19 protein-coding genes, 1 other RNA gene and 1 other annotated feature are annotated in these 20,203 nt (G+C 33.3%); of the genes, 2 read left to right on the top strand and 18 right to left on the bottom strand.

The window, feature by feature from the left end:
* From JQN76_RS11830 to JQN76_RS11875, 10 genes are all read right to left on the bottom strand, one after another.
* Entirely contained in the window at positions 1 to 924 is a 924-nt protein-coding gene (locus JQN76_RS11830; protein WP_000137775.1) for a peptidase U32 family protein, read from the bottom strand.
* Positions 925 to 926: 2 nt separating this feature from the next.
* Complete coding sequence (locus JQN76_RS11835) at positions 927 to 1,565, bottom strand: O-methyltransferase (RefSeq protein ID WP_000342266.1); 639 nt, start codon at positions 1,563 to 1,565, stop codon at positions 927 to 929.
* A 284-nt stretch (positions 1,566 to 1,849) separates the two neighbouring features.
* Positions 1,850 to 2,158: a DUF1292 domain-containing protein gene (locus JQN76_RS11840; RefSeq protein WP_000134779.1), complete on the bottom strand. Its 309-nt coding sequence runs from the start codon at positions 2,156 to 2,158 to the stop codon at positions 1,850 to 1,852.
* 14 nt (positions 2,159 to 2,172) lie between these two features.
* Positions 2,173 to 2,601, bottom strand: coding sequence for a Holliday junction resolvase RuvX (gene ruvX / locus JQN76_RS11845; RefSeq protein ID WP_001836901.1), 429 nt, complete (start codon positions 2,599 to 2,601; stop codon positions 2,173 to 2,175).
* A gap of 3 nt (positions 2,602 to 2,604) precedes the next feature.
* Positions 2,605 to 2,865 carry an IreB family regulatory phosphoprotein gene (locus JQN76_RS11850; RefSeq protein ID WP_000426912.1) on the bottom strand — a complete coding sequence of 87 codons (261 nt, stop codon included), beginning with the start codon at positions 2,863 to 2,865 and terminating at the stop codon, positions 2,605 to 2,607.
* Positions 2,866 to 2,927: 62 nt separating this feature from the next.
* Positions 2,928 to 5,558, bottom strand: a complete 2,631-nt coding sequence (alaS, locus tag JQN76_RS11855; protein WP_000734081.1) for an alanine--tRNA ligase — start codon at positions 5,556 to 5,558, stop codon at positions 2,928 to 2,930.
* A 131-nt stretch (positions 5,559 to 5,689) separates the two neighbouring features.
* Positions 5,690 to 5,867 (bottom strand) — a binding site (T-box leader).
* A gap of 33 nt (positions 5,868 to 5,900) precedes the next feature.
* Positions 5,901 to 8,378 carry an SF1B family DNA helicase RecD2 gene (gene recD2 / locus JQN76_RS11860; RefSeq protein ID WP_001283312.1) on the bottom strand — a complete coding sequence of 826 codons (2,478 nt, stop codon included), beginning with the start codon at positions 8,376 to 8,378 and terminating at the stop codon, positions 5,901 to 5,903.
* 1 nt (position 8,379) lies between these two features.
* The gene (locus JQN76_RS11865) at positions 8,380 to 9,048 is read right to left on the bottom strand and encodes a tetratricopeptide repeat protein (RefSeq protein WP_000567017.1); all 669 of its coding nucleotides are present in this window, start codon (positions 9,046 to 9,048) and stop codon (positions 8,380 to 8,382) included.
* 520 nt (positions 9,049 to 9,568) lie between these two features.
* Complete coding sequence (gene mnmA / locus JQN76_RS11870; RefSeq protein WP_000066094.1) at positions 9,569 to 10,687, bottom strand: tRNA 2-thiouridine(34) synthase MnmA; 1,119 nt, start codon at positions 10,685 to 10,687, stop codon at positions 9,569 to 9,571.
* The gene (locus tag JQN76_RS11875; protein WP_000409158.1) at positions 10,688 to 11,830 is read right to left on the bottom strand and encodes a cysteine desulfurase family protein; all 1,143 of its coding nucleotides are present in this window, start codon (positions 11,828 to 11,830) and stop codon (positions 10,688 to 10,690) included.
* A 311-nt stretch (positions 11,831 to 12,141) separates the two neighbouring features.
* Here JQN76_RS11875 and JQN76_RS11880 point away from each other — a divergent pair, with 311 nt between their 5' ends.
* Complete coding sequence (locus JQN76_RS11880; protein ID WP_000985895.1) at positions 12,142 to 13,155, top strand: LLM class flavin-dependent oxidoreductase; 1,014 nt, start codon at positions 12,142 to 12,144, stop codon at positions 13,153 to 13,155.
* A gap of 236 nt (positions 13,156 to 13,391) precedes the next feature.
* Here the strand turns inward: JQN76_RS11880 and JQN76_RS11885 are convergent, their stop codons facing one another.
* The 3 genes from JQN76_RS11885 to cymR all read right to left on the bottom strand — a co-directional run bounded on the left by JQN76_RS11885 (position 13,392) and on the right by cymR (position 14,282).
* Positions 13,392 to 13,538 carry an SAS049 family protein gene (locus tag JQN76_RS11885; protein WP_000009238.1) on the bottom strand — a complete coding sequence of 49 codons (147 nt, stop codon included), beginning with the start codon at positions 13,536 to 13,538 and terminating at the stop codon, positions 13,392 to 13,394.
* 39 nt (positions 13,539 to 13,577) lie between these two features.
* Positions 13,578 to 13,760, bottom strand: a complete 183-nt coding sequence (locus tag JQN76_RS11890) for a CsbD family protein (RefSeq protein WP_000752909.1) — start codon at positions 13,758 to 13,760, stop codon at positions 13,578 to 13,580.
* A 99-nt stretch (positions 13,761 to 13,859) separates the two neighbouring features.
* Positions 13,860 to 14,282, bottom strand: a complete 423-nt coding sequence (cymR, locus tag JQN76_RS11895; protein WP_000704122.1) for a cysteine metabolism transcriptional regulator CymR — start codon at positions 14,280 to 14,282, stop codon at positions 13,860 to 13,862.
* A gap of 84 nt (positions 14,283 to 14,366) precedes the next feature.
* On the opposite strand from cymR, the gene JQN76_RS11900 reads away from it, so the two are divergent.
* Complete coding sequence (locus JQN76_RS11900; protein WP_000102740.1) at positions 14,367 to 15,641, top strand: replication-associated recombination protein A; 1,275 nt, start codon at positions 14,367 to 14,369, stop codon at positions 15,639 to 15,641.
* Positions 15,642 to 15,801: 160 nt separating this feature from the next.
* Here the strand turns inward: JQN76_RS11900 and JQN76_RS11905 are convergent, their stop codons facing one another.
* From JQN76_RS11905 to hisS, 5 genes are all read right to left on the bottom strand, one after another.
* Positions 15,802 to 16,575, bottom strand: a complete 774-nt coding sequence (locus JQN76_RS11905; protein ID WP_000682646.1) for a tRNA threonylcarbamoyladenosine dehydratase — start codon at positions 16,573 to 16,575, stop codon at positions 15,802 to 15,804.
* On the bottom strand, positions 16,575 to 16,703 hold the full coding sequence (locus JQN76_RS11910; RefSeq protein ID WP_001790559.1) for a hypothetical protein: 129 nt from the start codon (positions 16,701 to 16,703) through the stop codon (positions 16,575 to 16,577). Before JQN76_RS11910 ends, JQN76_RS11905 begins: the two co-directional genes overlap by 1 nt.
* Before the next feature lie 64 nt (positions 16,704 to 16,767).
* Positions 16,768 to 16,958: non-coding RNA, 6S RNA (gene ssrS, locus JQN76_RS11915), on the bottom strand.
* A gap of 77 nt (positions 16,959 to 17,035) precedes the next feature.
* The gene (gene aspS, locus JQN76_RS11920) at positions 17,036 to 18,802 is read right to left on the bottom strand and encodes an aspartate--tRNA ligase (protein ID WP_000044799.1); all 1,767 of its coding nucleotides are present in this window, start codon (positions 18,800 to 18,802) and stop codon (positions 17,036 to 17,038) included.
* Positions 18,803 to 18,817: 15 nt separating this feature from the next.
* Complete coding sequence (gene hisS, locus JQN76_RS11925) at positions 18,818 to 20,080, bottom strand: histidine--tRNA ligase (RefSeq protein WP_001836909.1); 1,263 nt, start codon at positions 20,078 to 20,080, stop codon at positions 18,818 to 18,820.
* Positions 20,081 to 20,203: the final 123 nt, after the last annotated feature.

The raw sequence follows: 20,203 nt of genomic DNA on the forward strand, positions 1-20,203 counted from the left end.
TTAATATACTGTTTGTTTATATAAGAAACCTTCGTCAAATGGTCGATGATCAGGTTGAATTTCTTCAATTGGATCCATCAACATAAATTTCTCATCTTCATAGATTTCAGGATCTTCATTGTACAAATCTATCGCTTGACGATACTGTTCCGTTACCACATTAATATATTCTTCCGTTTGTAGAATACCATCGATTTTAAATGAATCTATACCCGCCTCAAAAAATGGTGCTAATTCTTCAATTAAACAAATGTCGTTTGGTGACATAATGTGCGTACCATTGTAATCTTCGTAAACTGGGTAATTATTTTGTCTTTCTTCATCATAAAGTAATAAAGATTGTTCATCATTGCGACGTTCAATTTTCATTTGACGATCTTGGAACGTATAATAATTGCCTAGTAGCATACGCTTTGATTGGAACATACAAGTCATTCCTTGAACTTGCACCTCAATTTCCACATTTGAATTTTCTTTTATATTAATAATTTCATCCAAATTCAGCTCACGTGCTAAGACAGCTCTTGATGCGCCTCTTTTCCCCCAGTAATTACATTGAAAATGATTAGTTACTAACGTCTCTGCATTCCAATGAAGTGGTATTGGATTTTCTTGCGCCTTCACATACATTACTACTGCTGGATCCCCGAAAATAATTCTGTCAACTCGTATTTCATGTAAAAAATTAATATAATCTTCTACAGCATCTAAATGATAATTATGAAATAATCCATTCACCGCCGCATATACTTTTTTATCGTTTTTGTGAGCTAATGCGACAGCCTCTGTCATTTGTTGTCTATTGAATTCCCCTGGAAGTCTTAAACCAAACTTTTGCTCGCCAATTACAAAAGCATCTGCACCTAAATCAATAAGTGTTTCCATATGGCTTAATGACTTGGGTGTGACAAGTAATTCTGTCATAGTCATTCTCCTTTAATTGAAATCGCTAATCCATCGTCTATATTTAAAAAATTCGTTGTATATCCTGGTTGCTTTATTAACCACTCATTATAATCTTGAACCTTTTTAACCATTTGTCTTACATTTCTCGATCTAACAATCCCAATATCCGATACAAAACCGTGATATAAAACATTATCTGTAATTACGAGACCTTGGTGCTTTAAAAGTGGTGTATATATTTCAAAAAATTTCTTTGATTGCGCTTTTGCTGCATCAATAAATATCATATCATAAACTTTGTCATTTACATTTTCAAATTGCTCTAAAGCATTACCTTCAATAATTCGAACCTGGTTTTCAAAATGATAAGTAGCTAAATTTTGTTTAGCATATTGAATCATCGTTTCATTACGCTCTATCGTTGTGACATGAATGTCATCAGATATAGAAGCGAATTGCATAGAACTATAGCCGATTGCTGTACCAATTTCTAAAATATTTTTAACATTATTCATACGAATTAATTGCTTAATTAAATCTAATGTTAAACGATCTACGATTGGCACTTCATTTACTTCGGCAAATTCACGCAAAACTTCGATTGAACTATTTTGATGTTGATGTAAATCTATTAAATATTTTTTATTTAGGTCATCCATGTTTTAAACTTCCTTTATGTAAAATAAGTCAATATGATTATGACAATAAAATAAATCAGCCTTCACAATTGATTATAATTTTGCCAACCAATTAAATGACTGATTTCTTGTTAGACGCAAAGCTATTTTATTTATAGAAGCGAATCATTCATATAAAATTTAACTTTAGATATTTTACCATATTTTCAATAAAATTATAAGCGTTAATTATTTATACATTGCTTGACTTAAAAAAATACTCTTGCCTACCCATCTTAAGGTTAGCAAGAGTAAAATCTTTTTAATTATTCTTCCATTTCAGTATTTACAACTTCTTCAATCATGTCCCATTCTTCATCAGTTTCGATTGGTACTAACTTACCACCGTCACCTGACTCATCTGGTTCATTGATCATTGGTACAAGCTCAATCATATCGTCTTCATCTGATTGAGCACCTTCTTCAGCTAAGATAACATACTCTTTTTTGAATTCAGGATGATAAAATTCTAAAACTTTTCGGTATAAAACTTCATTTCCCTCTTCATCGAATAAAGTTAATAATTCTTCTTCGTTATTAATTTCTAGTTGTGAATCATGATTATGTTCAGTCATAGTAAAATCTCCTTTTAATGTAGTGAATCTAAATAGCCTTGTAAAATAAATACCGCTGCCATTTTATCAATCACTTGTTTTCTTTTTTGTCTTGAAACATCTGCTTCTAATAATGATCGTTCAGCAGCCATTGTGCTTAATCTTTCATCCCACATCACAATCTCAATAGAAGGATAAGCTTCTAATAATTTTTCTTTATATGTTAACGAAGCTTCGCCTCGAAATCCTATTGAATTATTCATGTTTTTAGGTAGTCCTATTACGACTGTACCCACATTATGTTTTTTAATAATGTCTACTAATTGGTCAATACCTAATTCATTATTTTCTTCATTGATTCGGAGTGTGTCTAATCCTTGTGCCGTCCAACCCATTATATCACTAATTGCAATTCCTACCGTTCTACTACCGACATCGAGTCCTAAAATTTTATATTGTAACATAAATTATTTATTTTGCTCTTTTAAATAGTAAGAAACAAGTTCTTCCATAATAACATCTCTATCAATATGACGAATTTGATTTCTTGCTTCATTCTGGCGTGGAATATACGCAGGGTCACCTGATAATAAATAACCTACAATTTGGTTTACGGCATTATATCCTCGTTCATCTAATGTTCGATAAACATTATTTAAAACATCTCTTACATCTTGCGTTGGAAGTTCTTCATAGTCGAATTTCATTGTTTTATCAAAGTTTTCCATTTGCGACACTCCTTTAATTACAAATATAACTCACTATCATCATACAATATTATGGCTTTAAATTATAGATTTTTAATGTAATCTTTAATAAAGCTTAATGATTTTGAGATATTTTCAGGTTGTGTACCGCCACCTTGAGCCATATCTGGACGACCGCCACCTTTACCACCAACGATTGGTGCCATTTGTTTGATAAGATCACCGGCTTTAACGTTATTTGTTAAAGATTTAGGGACAGTTGCAACCATCGATACTTTATCATCAACATTACTTGCAAGAATGATAATTGTATCTTGTAGTTTAGATTTAAAATCGTCCATTGTCGAGCGAATTGCTTTCGCATTTGGTACATCCACTTCAGTAACCAATACTTTATAGCCATTGATTTCTTCAACTTGATCTTCAATATTACCCATTTTAAGTGATGTGATTTCTTTGTCACGTTGCTCTAATTGTTTTAATAATGCTTTTTCTTCATCTTGTATTTGTGTTAACTTATCGACTACTTGATCATCAGATTTCACTTTCAGCTGTGATTTCATCGTATTAAATTTCTCTTGAATATCTTCTAAATATAAGAAAGCTGCTTTACCTGTTAATGCTTCAATACGACGCACACCAGCTCCTGTACCTGACTCACTTACTATTTTGAATAAGCCAATTTCAGAAGTATTGCGGACATGAATACCACCACATAATTCAATTGAAAATGGTGCCATATTTACTACACGCACAACATCACCATATTTTTCACCGAATAATGCCATTGCGCCCATTTCTTTAGCTGAAGCAATATCCATTTCTTGAATGTTAACGTCAATACCTTTCCAAATTTCTTCATTTACTAAGCGTTCAACTTGATCAATTTCATCATTAGTCATTGGACCAAAATGAGAGAAATCAAAACGTAAACGATCTGCTTCTACTAGTGAACCAGCTTGGTTAACATGATCACCCAGTACTGATTTCAACGCTGCATGTAATAAATGTGTTGCACTATGGTTCTTTTGAATGTCACGTCGATCATTTTGGTTCACTTCAGCAGACACTGTAGCGCCAACATTTACTTGGCCAAATTGTACTACTCCTTTATGCAAGTTTTGACCATTTGGTGCTTTGGTTACTTCACTAACAGCAATTTCAAAATTGTCATTATAAACAATACCTGTATCCGCAACTTGTCCACCACTGACTGCATAAAATGGTGTTTCCGTTAACATGAAGTATACTGTTTCACCCGCTTCAACTTGTGAAACTTCTTCACCATTGTATATCAAGTGTGTTAGTGTTGTTTGAGCTGTCGCAGTATCATAACCAACAAAAGTACTTGCAGATGTAATATTTTTCAATACCTCAGTTTGAACTTGCATTGATTGAGAATTTTGACGTGCTTGACGTGCACGATCACGTTGTTGTTGCATTTCTGACTCGAATGTTGTCATATCAACTTTCAATCCTGCTTGCACTGCTATTTCTTCAGTTAATTCAATTGGGAACCCGTACGTATCATACAATTTAAATGCATCTTTCCCATTAATTTCATTTGTTGTCGCTTTAGCTTTTTTAATTAATTCATTTAAAATCGCTAAGCCATCTTCTAATGTTTCATGGAATCGTTCTTCTTCAGACTTTATAACACGCTTAATGAAATCTGCTTTTTCCTTAACATTTGGATAATATGGTTCCATAATGTCTGCAACAATATCAACAAGTTTGTACATAAATGGCTCATTGATTCCTAACGTTTGACTAAAACGAACGGCACGACGTAACAATCGACGTAATACATATCCTCTACCTTCATTGGCAGGTAATGCACCATCAGAAATTGCAAATGCAATCGTACGAATGTGGTCAGCAATTACTTTAAATGCCACATCTTGTTCGTTGTTTACTAAATATTGTTTACCTGATACTTTTTCGATTTCATTCATTATAGGCATAAATAAATCTGTTTCATAGTTAGTACGTACATTTTGAGAAACTGAGGCCATACGCTCAAGCCCCATGCCGGTATCAATGTTTTTATTAGGTAATGGTGTGTAACTATGATCTTTATTATGATTGAATTCACTAAATACTAAGTTCCATACTTCAAGATAGCGTTCATTTTCTCCACCTGGATACATTTCTTCTGCCGGATCGTCTTGTCCATATGCTTCTCCGCGATCATAGAAAATCTCAGTGTTTGGTCCTGAAGGCCCTTCACCAATATCCCAGAAGTTACCTTCAATGCGAATAATACGACTTTCTTCAAGCCCAATATCTTTATGCCAAATGTTGTATGCTTCCATATCTTCCGGATGAATCGTAACGTACAATTTATCTGGCTCCATACCCATCCATTTATCACTCGTTAAAAATTCCCAAGCAAATTCAATCGCTTCTTGTTTAAAATAATCACCAATTGAGAAGTTACCTAACATTTCAAAGAATGTATGGTGACGCGCTGTGAAACCAACATTTTCAATATCATTTGTACGAATAGCTTTTTGAGAGTTTACAATTCTTGGCTTTTTAGGTGTTTCACGTCCATCAAAATATTTCTTTAATGTTGCTACACCTGAATTAATCCATAATAATGTATCATCATCAATTGGCACTAATGGTGCAGAAGGTTCAACCATATGTCCTTTTTCAACAAAGAAATCTAGATATTTTTGTCTAATTTCACTCGCTTTTAACTTTTTCATCATTTACACATCCTATTTACTGTTTTTAAATTACCATTCCATAAAAATTGATGACACAGATAGTCGATTTGAAAAACTAGTATAAATCAATATCATTTTTTATTATTAAAAAATAAAAAACGCCCATCCTCAAAAGGGACGAACGTTATCGCGGTACCACCCTAGTTATAAATGCAATTCAACACATTTATCACTTTAAATCGACTATACAGTTGTGCATAAAGTAGCGTTCACTAATGTTTGTTGTACTTTTCACCAACCAGTACATCTCTGATAAACAAATCATTAACTACTCATCTTTATACGAATTTAATTCTATTTTAGTTACATTTACGCTTGTTGTCAACGTTCTATAAAGTCATACGGCGTGATTTCTCCCATATTAATCATTGGGTCAATTTTAAACATTGTAGCTTCCGTTAATACATTTATATCTGTTTTTGTTGAATCAGACGTAACTTCTCCACTATCATTCGATGACATTGGCGCTTCTACTTGATCATCTATTGTCGTTTGTGAAGCTCCTGTATCATTAGTTGCTGTGTTTTCCAGCATTTCTTCATCTTCTGAATTAAAATAATTTTTCAACAATGTACATAATTGTGTTAAACGCGCTTGACCATTTGTTTTTAATCCAATATCAAATGCTTCCGGATCACCAAGTAAAACTAAACTCGTTTTCGCTCTAGTTAAACCAGTATATAATATCGGTCTTTGTAACATTCTAAAATACTGTTTAACAATAGGCATGATAACAATAGGAAATTCTGAACCTTGTGATTTATGGATTGATGTACAATAAGCATGTGTTAATTCCATCATATCTTGTTTCGTAAATGTAATTTCATTACCTTCAAAATCCACAACAAGCACATCTTTATTAAGGGCATTTTCTTTCGCCCAAAAAATACCAACAATAACTCCTATGTCACCATTGAATATGTTATCATTTGGCCTATTAACAAGTTGTAATACTTTGTCACCTTTTCTAAAGACTACATCTCCAAACTCAATTTCTCGTGTGTCTTTCTTTTTAGGGTTTAAAATATCTTGTAAAACTTGATTTAAACGTTTAATACCGGCATTTCCTTTATACATTGGTGCAAGCACTTGAATATCAGCCATAGTATACCCTTTATTAACAGCACTAGTAACTACCTTCTCAACAACTGTTGGTATTTGGTTTGCCTGACAGTTAATAAAACTTCTATCATGAAAACGCTGTGTAATATCAATTTTCTGACCCAATTTCATTCGATGTGCTAATTCTATAATGCTTGAACCATCTTGTTGACGATATACTTCAGTCAGATTAACTCGTGGTATAGCTTTCGATTCAATTAAATCTTTAAATACTTGACCAGGACCTACAGAAGGCAATTGGTCCTCATCACCTACAAATATCAATTGTGCATCTAAAGGAACTGCACTTAAAAATTGGTGGAACAACCAAGTATCTACCATAGACATCTCATCAATGATTATGAGTCGTGCGTTTATTTCATTTTCTAATATATCCTCTGGCTTTGTGTCTTGATTCCAACCTATTAAACGATGAATCGTCATTGCTTCTAATCCAGTTGACTCTTGTAGTCTCTTAGACGCTCTTCCTGTTGGCGCTGCTAATACAACTGGATAATCATCATTGACATAATCATCATAATCTAATGATAAGCCATGAATCTCAGCATATAATTCTACAATGCCTTTAATTACTGTCGTCTTTCCTGTTCCCGGTCCACCGGTTAATAGCATCACCTTAGAATTGATAGCCGTTTGCAAAGCTTCTTTTTGTGAAGCTGCATAGTTCACTTGATTCGCATCTTCTATTTCACCAATATGCATTTGTAAATCTGACTGTTCAATTTCTGTAAGTTTATTTGTATGCGTCTTTATTCTGAATAAGTTTTGAACACTTTTGATTTCAGAATAATACAAACTTGGAATTGCAACTTGTTCATTGTCAATAATTAGTCGTTTTTCCTCATTTAAGTATTGCAACATTTCGTCTAATTTTTCAGGTTCGATGACCTCTTCATCTTGATAATTTAATACATCAACCGTTAAATCTATAACAACATTGATAGGCAAATATGTATGTCCCTGTTTAATACATTCTTCTTCTAACGTATAGAGCAACGCAGCTTTTAATCGTTCATTATCGTTATAAGCGATACCAATATTTCTAGCAAGTTGATCTGCTTTATTAAAACCAATACCTTTAATATCATAAATCAATTGATATGGATTTCGATCTAAAATAGTCAGTGTATCGCCGAGATAAAACTGATAAATTGCCATTGAAAGTTTAGGACCAAACCCTAAATCATGTAAACGAATCATTATTTTTTCAGATTCTTGATTTGCTGAAATTTGTTCTGCAATTTGTTTCTGTTTCTTTTTAGATAATCCCGAAACTTTTTCAAGCACTGAATGGTCATCTAATATATCATTTATCGCATTGTCACCTAATGTATTAACAATATTTTGAGCTGTCTTTTTACCTACACCTTTAAACAAATCACTAGATAAATAACTTATAATTGCTTCTTTCGTTTGTGGCATTTCTTTTTCAAAAGTCTCTGCTTTTAATTGTTTACCATAACGTGGATGATCAACAACTTGCCCTTTAAATGTGTAGACATCGCCTTCAACAATATTCGGAAGAAACCCTACAACAGTTGGCATTGTATCAAAGTCTTCATTTGTTTCAATAGTATCTACTTTAAGCACTGTATAAAAATTATCACTGTTTTGAAACAATATCGCTTCAACAGTACCTTTGATCATTGAATAATCAAATAGTGTAGGGTCTGACATGTTACTCCTCCTCTTTCATTTTAGTGAATGTTTTCAGCGCATGCTGACTTAATAAGTGTTTAGGGTCGATAGTCACAGCTTCTTTAAAATGAGTTATGGCTTCATCAATATCTTCATTTTTCATAAATAACGCTAAGCCCAAATTGTATCTTGCATCAACATGATTTTTATCAATCGTTAATACATGTTTAAGTTGAGTTATGGCTTCATTAAACATTTCTAATTGACATAATACAAGACCATATTGAAATTGAACTTCTGCATCTTTGTCTTTATCTAGTTCCGCAGCAGTCATTAAATACGGCAATGCCAGCTTAAATGATTCTAACTGATTAAACGCCATACCGATCATATAATTACAATCAACTTGTTCAATCTCTGTTTGTAATGCTTGTTGATATAATTTAATAGCTTCTTGATAACGTTGCTGATTATAATATACATTTGCTAGATTATAAAATACGACGCCATTCTTCGGATCTATTGTTAAAGCTTTTTGGAAAAAGCGCTCTGCCTTTTCAATCTCATTCGCATCAGCAAGTACGATACCAGCATTAATATAATTTTCAATAATTGTAGGATCTTCTTCGATATTTCCGAACAATGCTTGTAACGCTTCTTCTATTTTTCCATTTTGTATGTATTGATAAATTGTTTGTTGATCTATCATTTACGAACCTCATTTCTCATCAATTATAACATCTTGATAAATTGTATGTCTCGAATCACTTAACAACGAATAAAATATAATCTAATATCATCTTCATTCATGAAAAAGCGGGAATGGAATAGAAATGATTAAGAACCATTAACGGTTTATTATGTAATGGTTCTTCCACATTAGCCACTACTATTATGTACTTAAAAATAGGAATACATAATTAGACTCATGCATAGGGAGTGGGACAGAAATGATATTTTAACAAAATTAAATTCGTTTACCCCAACTCGCACATTATTGAAATCTGACTTTCCGTCAGCTTCTGTGTTGGGCCCCGTCCCCAACTTCCATTGCCTGTTGAAATTGGGGTTCCAATTTCTCTGTGTTGGGGCCCCGCCAATATAACATTGTAGAGCCTAGGACATTGTGATGTCCCAGACTCTATCATCATGAATTATTCTCATCAAAAACTGTCTTTCGTCATTTTCGACGTTGAAACTTCAAATAAGTAATTTATTGTTGCCATTGTTTATACAACATAATTTAATTGACCTTCATTTTTGAACACATCGTCAATTGTTGCTCCACCAAGACACACATCACCTTGATAAAAAACAACTGCTTGTCCAGGTGTGATTGCTCTTACTGGCTCAGCAAAAGTAACACGTAGTGCATGGTCGTTTTCACGTTTCACAAAAACTTTCGTATCTTTTTGGCGATATCTAAATTTAGCTGTACATTCAAAACCTTGATCTAAGTCATTATCTTCTGGATTTACAAATGAATAGTCTGAAGCAATTAAGTAATCACTGTATAATGCATCGTGATGGAATCCTTGTTCTACATATAAAACATTATCTTTTAGATTTTTACCGACAACAAACCAAGGATCGCCATCTCCACCTATACCTAAACCATGTCTTTGTCCTATTGTGTAATACATCAACCCACTATGTTTACCCATTTTCTTACCATCAAGTGTTATCATATCACCCGGTTGCGCAGGTAGATATTGAGATAAAAATGTTTTAAAGTTTTTTTCGCCGATAAAACAAATACCTGTAGAATCTTTTTTCTTAGCAGTAACTAGTCCTTGTTCTTCAGCAATTCGACGCACTTCAATCTTTTCGATGTCGCCAATTGGGAACATCACTTTTGAAAGTTGTTGTTGGGATAATTGATTCAAGAAGTATGTTTGATCTTTATTATTATCTACACCACGTAACATTTCAACATGACCATCTTCATGACGATGTATGCGTGCGTAATGCCCTGTTGCTACATAATCTGCACCTAAATTCATCGCATGATCTAAAAAGGCTTTAAACTTAATTTCTTTATTACACATAACGTCTGGGTTTGGAGTACGACCTTTTTTATATTCATCTAAGAAATACGTAAAGACTTTATCCCAATATTCTTTTTCAAAATTAACAGCGTAATATGGAATGCCAATTTGATTACACACTTCAATAACATCGTTGTAATCTTCAGTTGCAGTACATACGCCATTTTCGTCAGTGTCATCCCAGTTTTTCATAAATATGCCAATGACATCATAACCTTGTTCTTTTAAGACGTGGGCTGTTACAGAACTATCTACACCGCCTGACATACCAACGACAACACGTATATCTTTATTTGACAATTATGACTCCTCCTTAAATTTAAAATATATTTTATGAATTTCAGCTACAATTGCATTAATTTCATTTTCAGTAGTCAATTCGTTAAAACTAAATCGAATCGAATGATTTGATCGCTCTTCATCTTCGAACATTGCATCTAAAACATGCGACGGTTGTGTAGAGCCTGCTGTACATGCAGATCCAGACGACACATAGATTTGTGCCATATCCAACAATGTTAACATCGTTTCAACTTCAACAAACGGAAAATATAGATTTACAATATGGCCTGTAGCATCCGTCATTGAACCATTTAATTCAAATGGAATCGCTCTTTCTTGTAATTTAACTAAAAATTGTTCTTTTAAATTCATTAAATGAATATTGTTATCGTCTCGATTCTTTTCTGCTAATTGTAATGCTTTAGCCATCCCGACAATTTGTGCAAGATTTTCAGTACCTGCACGGCGTTTCAATTCTTGTTCACCGCCAAGTTGAGGATAATCTAATGTGACATGGTCTTTAACTAATAATGCACCGACACCTTTTGGTCCTCCAAACTTATGAGCAGTAATACTCATTGCGTCGATCTCAAATTCGTCAAACTTAACATCAAGATGTCCAATTGCTTGAACCGCATCAACATGGAAATATGCATTTGTCTCAGCAATAATATCTTGAATATCATAAATTTGTTGCACTGTGCCAACTTCATTATTTACAAACATAATAGATACTAAAATCGTCTTATCTGTAATTGTTTCTTCAAGTTGGTCTAAATCAATAGCACCTGTATCATCAACATCTAGATATGTTACATCAAAACCTTCTCGCTCTAATTGTTCAAAAACATGTAACACAGAATGATGTTCAATCTTCGATGTGATAATGTGATTACCCAATTGTTCATTTGCTTTTACTATGCCTTTAATTGCCGTATTATTCGATTCTGTTGCACCACTCGTAAATATAATTTCATGTGTATCTGCACCAAGTAATTGTGCAATTTGACGTCTTGACTCATCTAAATATTTACGCGCATCTCTTCCCTTAGCATGTATTGATGATGGATTACCATAATGCGAATTGTAAATCATCATCATCGCATCTACTACTTCAGGTTTTACTGGTGTGGTCGCAGCATAATCTGCATAAATTTCCATGTTTGGACACTCCTCACAATTTTATCAATGTTCCAATAATAGCACCTTACATACTATTTTTCTACTTTTCTGTTTAACTTTATTTATAATGTTTTTAATTATATTTTACCATTTTCTACACATGCTTTTCGATAGGCTTTTTTAAGTTTATCGCTTTATTCTTGTCTTTTTTATAAATTTTAGTATTTGCAGATATTTTTTCATTCGTAAAATGTAACGTACTATTATTTTGGTTATGAGCAATTTAATATTTATCTGGTTATTCGATTGGTATACTTCTTATATCATACAAAAGGAAGGACGATACAAAAATGGCGATTAAATATTCAGCATTAAACCTTGTCCCTATTCGAGAAGGTGAAGATGAACGAACAGCAATTAATGATATGGTTAAGCTCGCACAACATTTAGACGAATTATCATATGAAAGATATTGGATTGCTGAACACCATAACGCTCCCAACCTAGTAAGTTCAGCGACTGCTTTATTGATTCAACATACGTTAGAACATACGAAACACATACGTGTAGGTTCTGGAGGAATCATGTTACCTAACCATGCTCCATTAATCGTTGCGGAACAATTTGGCACGATGGCAACATTATTTCCAAATCGTGTCGATTTAGGATTAGGACGTGCACCTGGAACAGATATGATGACCGCAAGTGCATTAAGACGAGATCAACATGATGGTGTTTATAAATTTCCGGAAGAAGTTTCATTATTACAACAATATTTCGGTCCCGCTCACCAACAAGCATATGTTCGTGCTTATCCAGCAGTAGGTAAAAATGTGCCTTTATATATTCTTGGTTCTTCAACAGATTCTGCACATTTAGCTGCTCGTAAAGGGCTTCCATATGTGTTCGCTGGACATTTTGCACCTCAACAAATGAAAGAAGCTATCGAAATTTACAAAACGTTATTTGAACCTTCTGATGTATTAGACGAACCTTATGTTATTGTATGTTTAAATACAATCGTTGCTGAAAATGATGACGAAGCACAATATTTAGCTTCATCTATGGCACAAGTAATGGTTAGTATCACTCGTGGCAGAATGCAGCCCGTTCAACCGCCAACACATGAACTACAAAATATATTAACGCCGAGAGAATATGCGATGGCTATGGAAAGACAGAAAATATCATTAATAGGTTCAGAAAATACTGTTCAACAAAAAATTCAAGATTTTATGGAAACTTATGGTGAAGTCAACGAAATTATGGCAATAAGTTATATTTATGATAAAGATATGCAATTAGACTCTTATCGTCGGTTCAAGAATGTTATAAATCAGATAAATGAAAAAAACACTTTATAATGTGATAAATAAACTAAGTGAAAGTATGTATCCATAATATTAATAAAAATAAACAGTAACAGCATTTTGAATAAAAGATGTCTTTATTGTTCAATCATTTATTTTAGTAATGATTCAAATTCACTTAAAATTCTAAAGCAAATATGAAAGCGCCCCTTCAACTTTACACTGTGTTAGTGTTTATTTGATGGGGCGCTTTCAAAATATTGAAAAGCATATCCAAAATTTAAAGAAATTTATTTCTCTTTATCTTCATTTTCTTTTTTCTCTTCGTTATTCGATCCTGTATATTCATTTATCTTATCTTTTACATTTTTAACTTGTTCATTATCGCTATTTTTAAATTTTTCTACTGCGTCTTTAGCTTTATCCATAAAACTCATATTAATCGCTCCTCTTATATTTAATTAGTTTAATTGAACTTATTTTTTAAGTTTATCAATTGCATCAGTTATTTTGTTTTTAGCATTTTCAACAACTTCTTTTGCTTTACCAGTCGCTTTATCTTGCTGACCTTCTTTTTCTAATTCTTTGTTATCAGTAACGTTACCTACTGTTTCTTTAACATTTCCTTTAAATTGATCGAACTTACTTTCGTCTGCCATAGTGAAACCTCCTTGGATGTATATATTTATATACCACTAAGGAGGTTCGCTAAACATTATAATATGAAGTTTTTATGTTATAGTATAGTATTTATACGATTAAATATAAAACATGTATCCGTCTAAATCTTCGCTTGTATCTACATATTCCGCTAAATATTTCAATGTTGTATTATCTAAAACATCTCTCACTGCATCTCTCATGCGAATCCATAGTTGTTTTTGCGCAGGTGGTTCTGATTCAATACTTTCAACAAATGTAATTGGACCTTCCAACAGTCTTATAATATCCCCTGCTGAGATTTCTTCCGCTGGCACTCTTAATTGGTATCCACCTTTAGCACCGCGTACACTTCGAATTAACCCCGCATTTCTTAAAGGACCTACAAGCTGTTCTAAATATAAATCACTCAAATTATTTTCTTCAGCAATTGACTTTAATGATATACATCCTTGCCCCTCTTTTTTAGCAAGAGAAATCATCAATGTAAGTCCATATCTCCCTTTAGTAGAAATTTTCATTGTATAACCTCACTTAATTCGAATATTGATATTCCCATTTTAGCATTTTTTGAGTTAAGATAGTATAAGAAAGGTGTGACAAATGTGAGTACAGAACCATTAGCATCGAGAATGCGCCCAAAAAATATAGATGAAATCATTTCCCAACAACATTTAGTTGGACCAAGAGGCATTATCAGAAGAATGGTTGATACAAAAAAATTAACTTCAATGATTTTTTATGGTCCACCTGGTATAGGCAAAACAAGTATTGCCAAAGCAATTTCGGGCAGTACGCAATATAAATTCAGACAATTGAATGCTGTAACTAACACTAAAAAAGATATGCAACTTGTTGTTGAAGAAGCTAAAATGTCTGGTCAAGTTATCTTGTTATTAGATGAAATACATCGACTAGATAAAGCTAAACAAGACTTTTTATTACCTCATTTAGAAAATGGCAAAATCGTCTTGATCGGTGCTACAACTTCAAATCCTTATCATGCTATCAATCCAGCGATTCGTTCAAGAGCGCAAATTTTTGAGTTATATCCTTTAAATGATGAAGATGTGCGCCAAGCGTTAACTCGTGCAATAGAAGATGAAGAGAATGGTTTGAAAACATATCAACCCAAAATTGATGAAGATGCCATGACCTACTTTTCTACACAAAGTCAAGGTGATGTTCGTAGTGCGTTAAATGCATTGGAATTAGCTGTATTAAGCGCAGATAATGACAAAGACGGTTATCGACATGTTACATTGCAAGATGCTAAAGACTGTTTACAAAAAGGTGCATTTGTAAGTGATAAGGATGGTGACATGCATTACGATGTTATGAGCGCTTTCCAAAAATCTATCCGTGGTAGCGACGTCAATGCCGCTTTACATTATTTAGCACGATTAATTGAAGCTGGAGATTTACCTACAATAGTTCGACGATTACTTGTAATTAGCTATGAGGATATAGGCTTAGCCTCACCTAATGCTGGTCAGAGAACACTTGCTGCTATTGAATCAGCAGAACGTCTAGGTTTACCAGAAGCTAGAATTCCACTAAGCCAAGCAGTAATCGAACTATGCTTATCACCTAAGTCAAATTCAGCAATGAGTGCCATTGATAGTGCATTGTCCGATATTAGAAACGGTCATGTGGGCCAAATTCCAAACCATTTAAAAGATGGACATTATCAAGGTGCTAAAGATCTAGGCCGATCTATTGGTTACAAATATCCACACCAATATGTTAATGGCTATGTTTCACAGCAATATTTACCTGATAAACTTAAAAACAAAATTTATTATGAACCAAAAACGACATCTAAAAGTGAACAACAACTCAAAGAAATATATAACAACTTACTTAAACAAAGGCCGTAAAAATAAGATTAAATCGATTACCTTTGATATTTTAGCTATAATCAAATCAAAACTGACTAGTATACGAGGCATATTCTACTATGCTTGCGAACTAGTCAGTTTTAGTTTTATGGTGTGGTTACACTTGCCTTACGTTGAAAATTATGACTTTCAAAATGAATTATTGCCCTTTGTCTTTAATGCGACGAACTGGAATATCTTTTAATACGTCATTCACCACATAACTAGCACAAATTAATCCAACAACACTTGGCACAAAGGCATTTGAAGAAGGTGGCATTTGTCCTTTTCGATTGATAGCATTTTTATCTCCAACTATATCTTTTACATCTTCTCTTATGACAATTGGACTTTCATCTGAAAATACAACTGGAATCCCTTTACGAATTCCTAGTTTTTTCAATTTTTGACGAATAATTTTGGCCATTGGATCGGTATGTGTTTTAGAGATATCTGAAATTGTAAAACGTGTTGGATCTGTTTTATTTGCAGCACCCATACTGGAAATCACTTTAATCCCTCGGTCAAGACACTCTTTCATTAAGTGTACTTTGTACATTATTGTATCACTTGCATCTACAAAATAATCTATATCGTAGTTATCGAAAATTTCTTCATATGTCTCTTCTGTATAAAACATATGTAAGGGCGTGACTTTACAATCTGGATTAATTAATTTAATACGTTCTTCCATCAAAGAAACTTTACTTTGTCCTACCGTTGTAGTTAAAGCGTGTAATTGTCTGTTTACATTTGTAATATCAACATCATCTTTATCTATTAATATAATATGACCAATATTCGTTCTTGCTAATGCTTCAGCAGCAAATGAACCAACACCTCCAACGCCAAGTATGACAACAGTTTGTTGCTTCAATAAATCTAAACCTTGTTGTCCAATCGCTAGTTCATTTCTTGAAAATTGATGTTTCATTATTTTACCTCTTTCACTGATTTATACATAAGTACATAGTAACTTAAAATTTTATATTTAGCATTATCGCTTTGATTATTTTCCCAAAATTCAACGAGGAAACATTTATTAAACGCTATAAAACCCAACTAATTCTTTATTAAAAACTTAAAGAAACGCATAAAAATACGCAAGACAAAGTCTTGCGTATCGATAGAGTCCGTATTGCCGTAGTTATAATAGCTTGATCATTCGGCCTGTTATATACAGGTGGGTGCCCTGTTTCTTGTTTTGTACGTCCTTCATATAAGGCGTGTACGCTGCAAGAAAACCCATTGGGCTCCCTTGATCAAAGAGTGTTAGGCCCAAATTAAAAAGCAAACTTACGAACAACTCAGATGACTATCTTATGATGTTATATTACCACATAATTAAAATTAATGAAATTATAACAAACCAAAGTTTATTGATTTTTTAAAATTTAGTGACGAATTCGCAAAGAAAGTTCTTCTAATTGTTTATCAGAAACTTCACCAGGCGCATTCGTTAATAAACATGTAGCAGATGCTGTTTTAGGGAATGCGATTGTATCTCTCAAGTTTGTTCTATTAGTCAATAACATGACTAATCGGTCTAATCCTAATGCAATACCGCCATGTGGTGGTGCACCATATTTAAATGCATCTAGTAAGAAGCCGAACTGTTCTTGTGCTTGTTCTTTAGTAAATCCAAGAACTTCGAACATTTTTTCTTGTAACTCACCATCATGAATTCTGATTGAACCGCCACCTAATTCATAACCATTTAATACTATGTCATAAGCATTTGCCTCAGCTTCTTCTGGCGCAGTGCCAAGCTTAGCAATATCAGCTTCTTTTGGAGATGTAAATGGATGATGTGCTGCAACGTAACGTTTCGCATCTTCATCATATTCCAATAATGGCCAATCTGTCACCCATAAGAAGTTTAATTTTGTTTCATCGATTAAACCTAATTCTTTAGCTAATTTGACACGTAATGCACCTAAACTTTGTGCAACGACATTTGGTTTGTCTGCAACAAACATTACTAAGTCACCAGCTTCAGCACCAGTTAATGTAAGTAATGTTTCAACATTTTCTGTTTCAAAGAAACGTCCAATTGGACCTGTCAAACCATCTTCCACAACTTTAACCCACGCTAATCCTTTAGCACCATAGATGTTTACAAATTCTGTTAAAGCATCCATATCTTTACGAGTATATTGTTCAGCTGCACCTTTAGCGACAATTGCTTTAATTTCACCATCATTTTCAACAGTATCTTTAAATACTTTAAAGTCCATATCACGTCCTAATTGAGAAACGTCAATTAATTCCATTTCAAAACGTGTATCTGGTTTATCAGAACCATAGCGACGCATCGCTTCTTTATATGTCATGCGTGGGAAAGCGCCATTAATTTCAACGCCTTTAACTTCTTTAACAACTTTTTTAAGCATTTCTTCACCCATTTGCATCACATCTTCTTGATCTACAAAACTCATTTCAATATCGACTTGTGTAAATTCAGGTTGACGATCTGCACGTAAATCTTCGTCACGGAAGCATTTTACGATTTGGTAGTATTTGTCAAATCCACTAATCATCAATAATTGCTTAAATAATTGTGGTGATTGTGGTAATGCATAAAATTCACCATCATGAACACGAGATGGTACTAAATAGTCACGTGCACCCTCAGGTGTTGACTTCGTTAGTACTGGTGTTTCGATGTCAAAGAACCCTTCATCATCCAAATATTGACGAATAGAACGTGTAATTTGATGTCTCATTTTAAATGTTTGCGCTAACTCTTGACGACGTAAATCTAAATAACGGTATTTTAATCGAATATTTTCATCAACGTTAACATTTTCTTCATTTATAGAAAATGGTGGTGTCTCAGATTTATTAATCACTTTAATATTTGTAACTTGTACTTCAACTTGGCCAGTTTTAATTTTAGGATTAACTGTTTCAGGGTCACGCTTCGTAACTGTACCTTGAACTTCTACAACATATTCAGAACGTACTGTTTCAGCAATTTTCAATGCCTCTTCTGAAAATGCAGGATTAAACACGACTTGTACAATTCCTTCTCTATCTCTTAAATCAACGAAAATCAATCCACCTAGGTCACGACGATTGTTAACCCATCCTTTTAATGTAATTTCTTGTCCTAAAAATGCTTCAGTAACTAATCCACAATAAGTTGTTCTCTTACTCATATTTTAACGCCCTCTCTACTTCTTAAAATATTCGACTAATGCGTCTAATTCAATTGTTTCAGATTCACCAGTTGTCATATTTTTAACATCGATTTTATTATTTTCTAATTCTTGATCACCAATAACGATTGTAAACTTGGCACCTAAACGGTCTGCTTGTTTCATTTGTCCTTTAATTTTACGCTGTAAGTAGTCTTTATCTGCTTTAATACCATTATGTCTCAAATGATTTAATAACTTCACAGCATATCGATCTGCTTGATCACCCATTGTAACAATGAATAAATCTAAGTTTTCTTCAATATCTAATTCGATACCTTCTTCTTCAAGTGCAAGCAATAATCGTTCTATACTTAGCGCAAAACCAATACCTGTTTCACTTGGACCATCTAGCAATTCTAATAAACCATTATAACGGCCACCACCACAAAGCGTTGTAATGGCACCATCATAGTTAGGGTTATCCATCATTAATTCAAATGCTGTATGTGTATAATAATCCAATCCACGAACTAAGTTAGGATCTTCAATATATGGAATATCTAAATCATCTAAATAAGCTTTTACTTGTTCATAATATGCCTTAGATTCCTCATTTAAGAAATCAGTGATTCTAGGTGCAGTCTTAATCGCTTCTTTATCACGGTCTACTTTACAATCCAAAATTCGCATCGGATTTGTATGCAAACGTGATTGACAATCTGAACAAAATTCATGAATTACTGGTTCAAAGTGTTTCACTAACGCTTCGTTATATTCTTTTCGAGACGCCATATCCCCTACACTATTAATAACAAGCTTTAAGTGTTTTAATCCAAATGATTGATACATATGCATAACCATAGCTAATACTTCTGCATCTACGCTAGGATTTTCAGCACCAATAGCTTCTACACCAAATTGATTAAATTGACGATAGCGCCCTTTTTGCTTACGTTCATATCTAAACATCGGTCCATTGTAATAAAGTTTAATTGGTTGGTTTGGATTACCTTGCATTTTATGTTCAATATATGAACGCACAACTGCAGCTGTTCCCTCAGGTCTTAATGTAATACTTCTATCGCCTTTATCTTTAAATGTATACATTTCTTTTTGTACGACATCGGTTGAATCACCAACACCTCTTGCAAAAAGATCTGTACTTTCAAAAATTGGTGTTCTTATTTCTTTATAATTATAAAATGTCATTAATTCATCTAATTGATTTTCAATGTAACGCCATTTCTTTGAATCTTCAGGTAAAATATCCTGCGTCCCTCTAGGTATTTTAATCATTTTGACATCTCCCTCGGCAAACTATTTTATTTAATTACCTTTTTAAAACTAAAACTATATACGATCACTTAACTTTGCATGATAAATCATAATTTTAAAAGCAAAAGAAAAAGCCCTTGCACA

The sequence above is a fragment of the Staphylococcus sp. SM3655 genome (assembly GCF_016917315.1).
GTDB classification, from domain to species: domain Bacteria; phylum Bacillota; class Bacilli; order Staphylococcales; family Staphylococcaceae; genus Staphylococcus; species Staphylococcus aureus.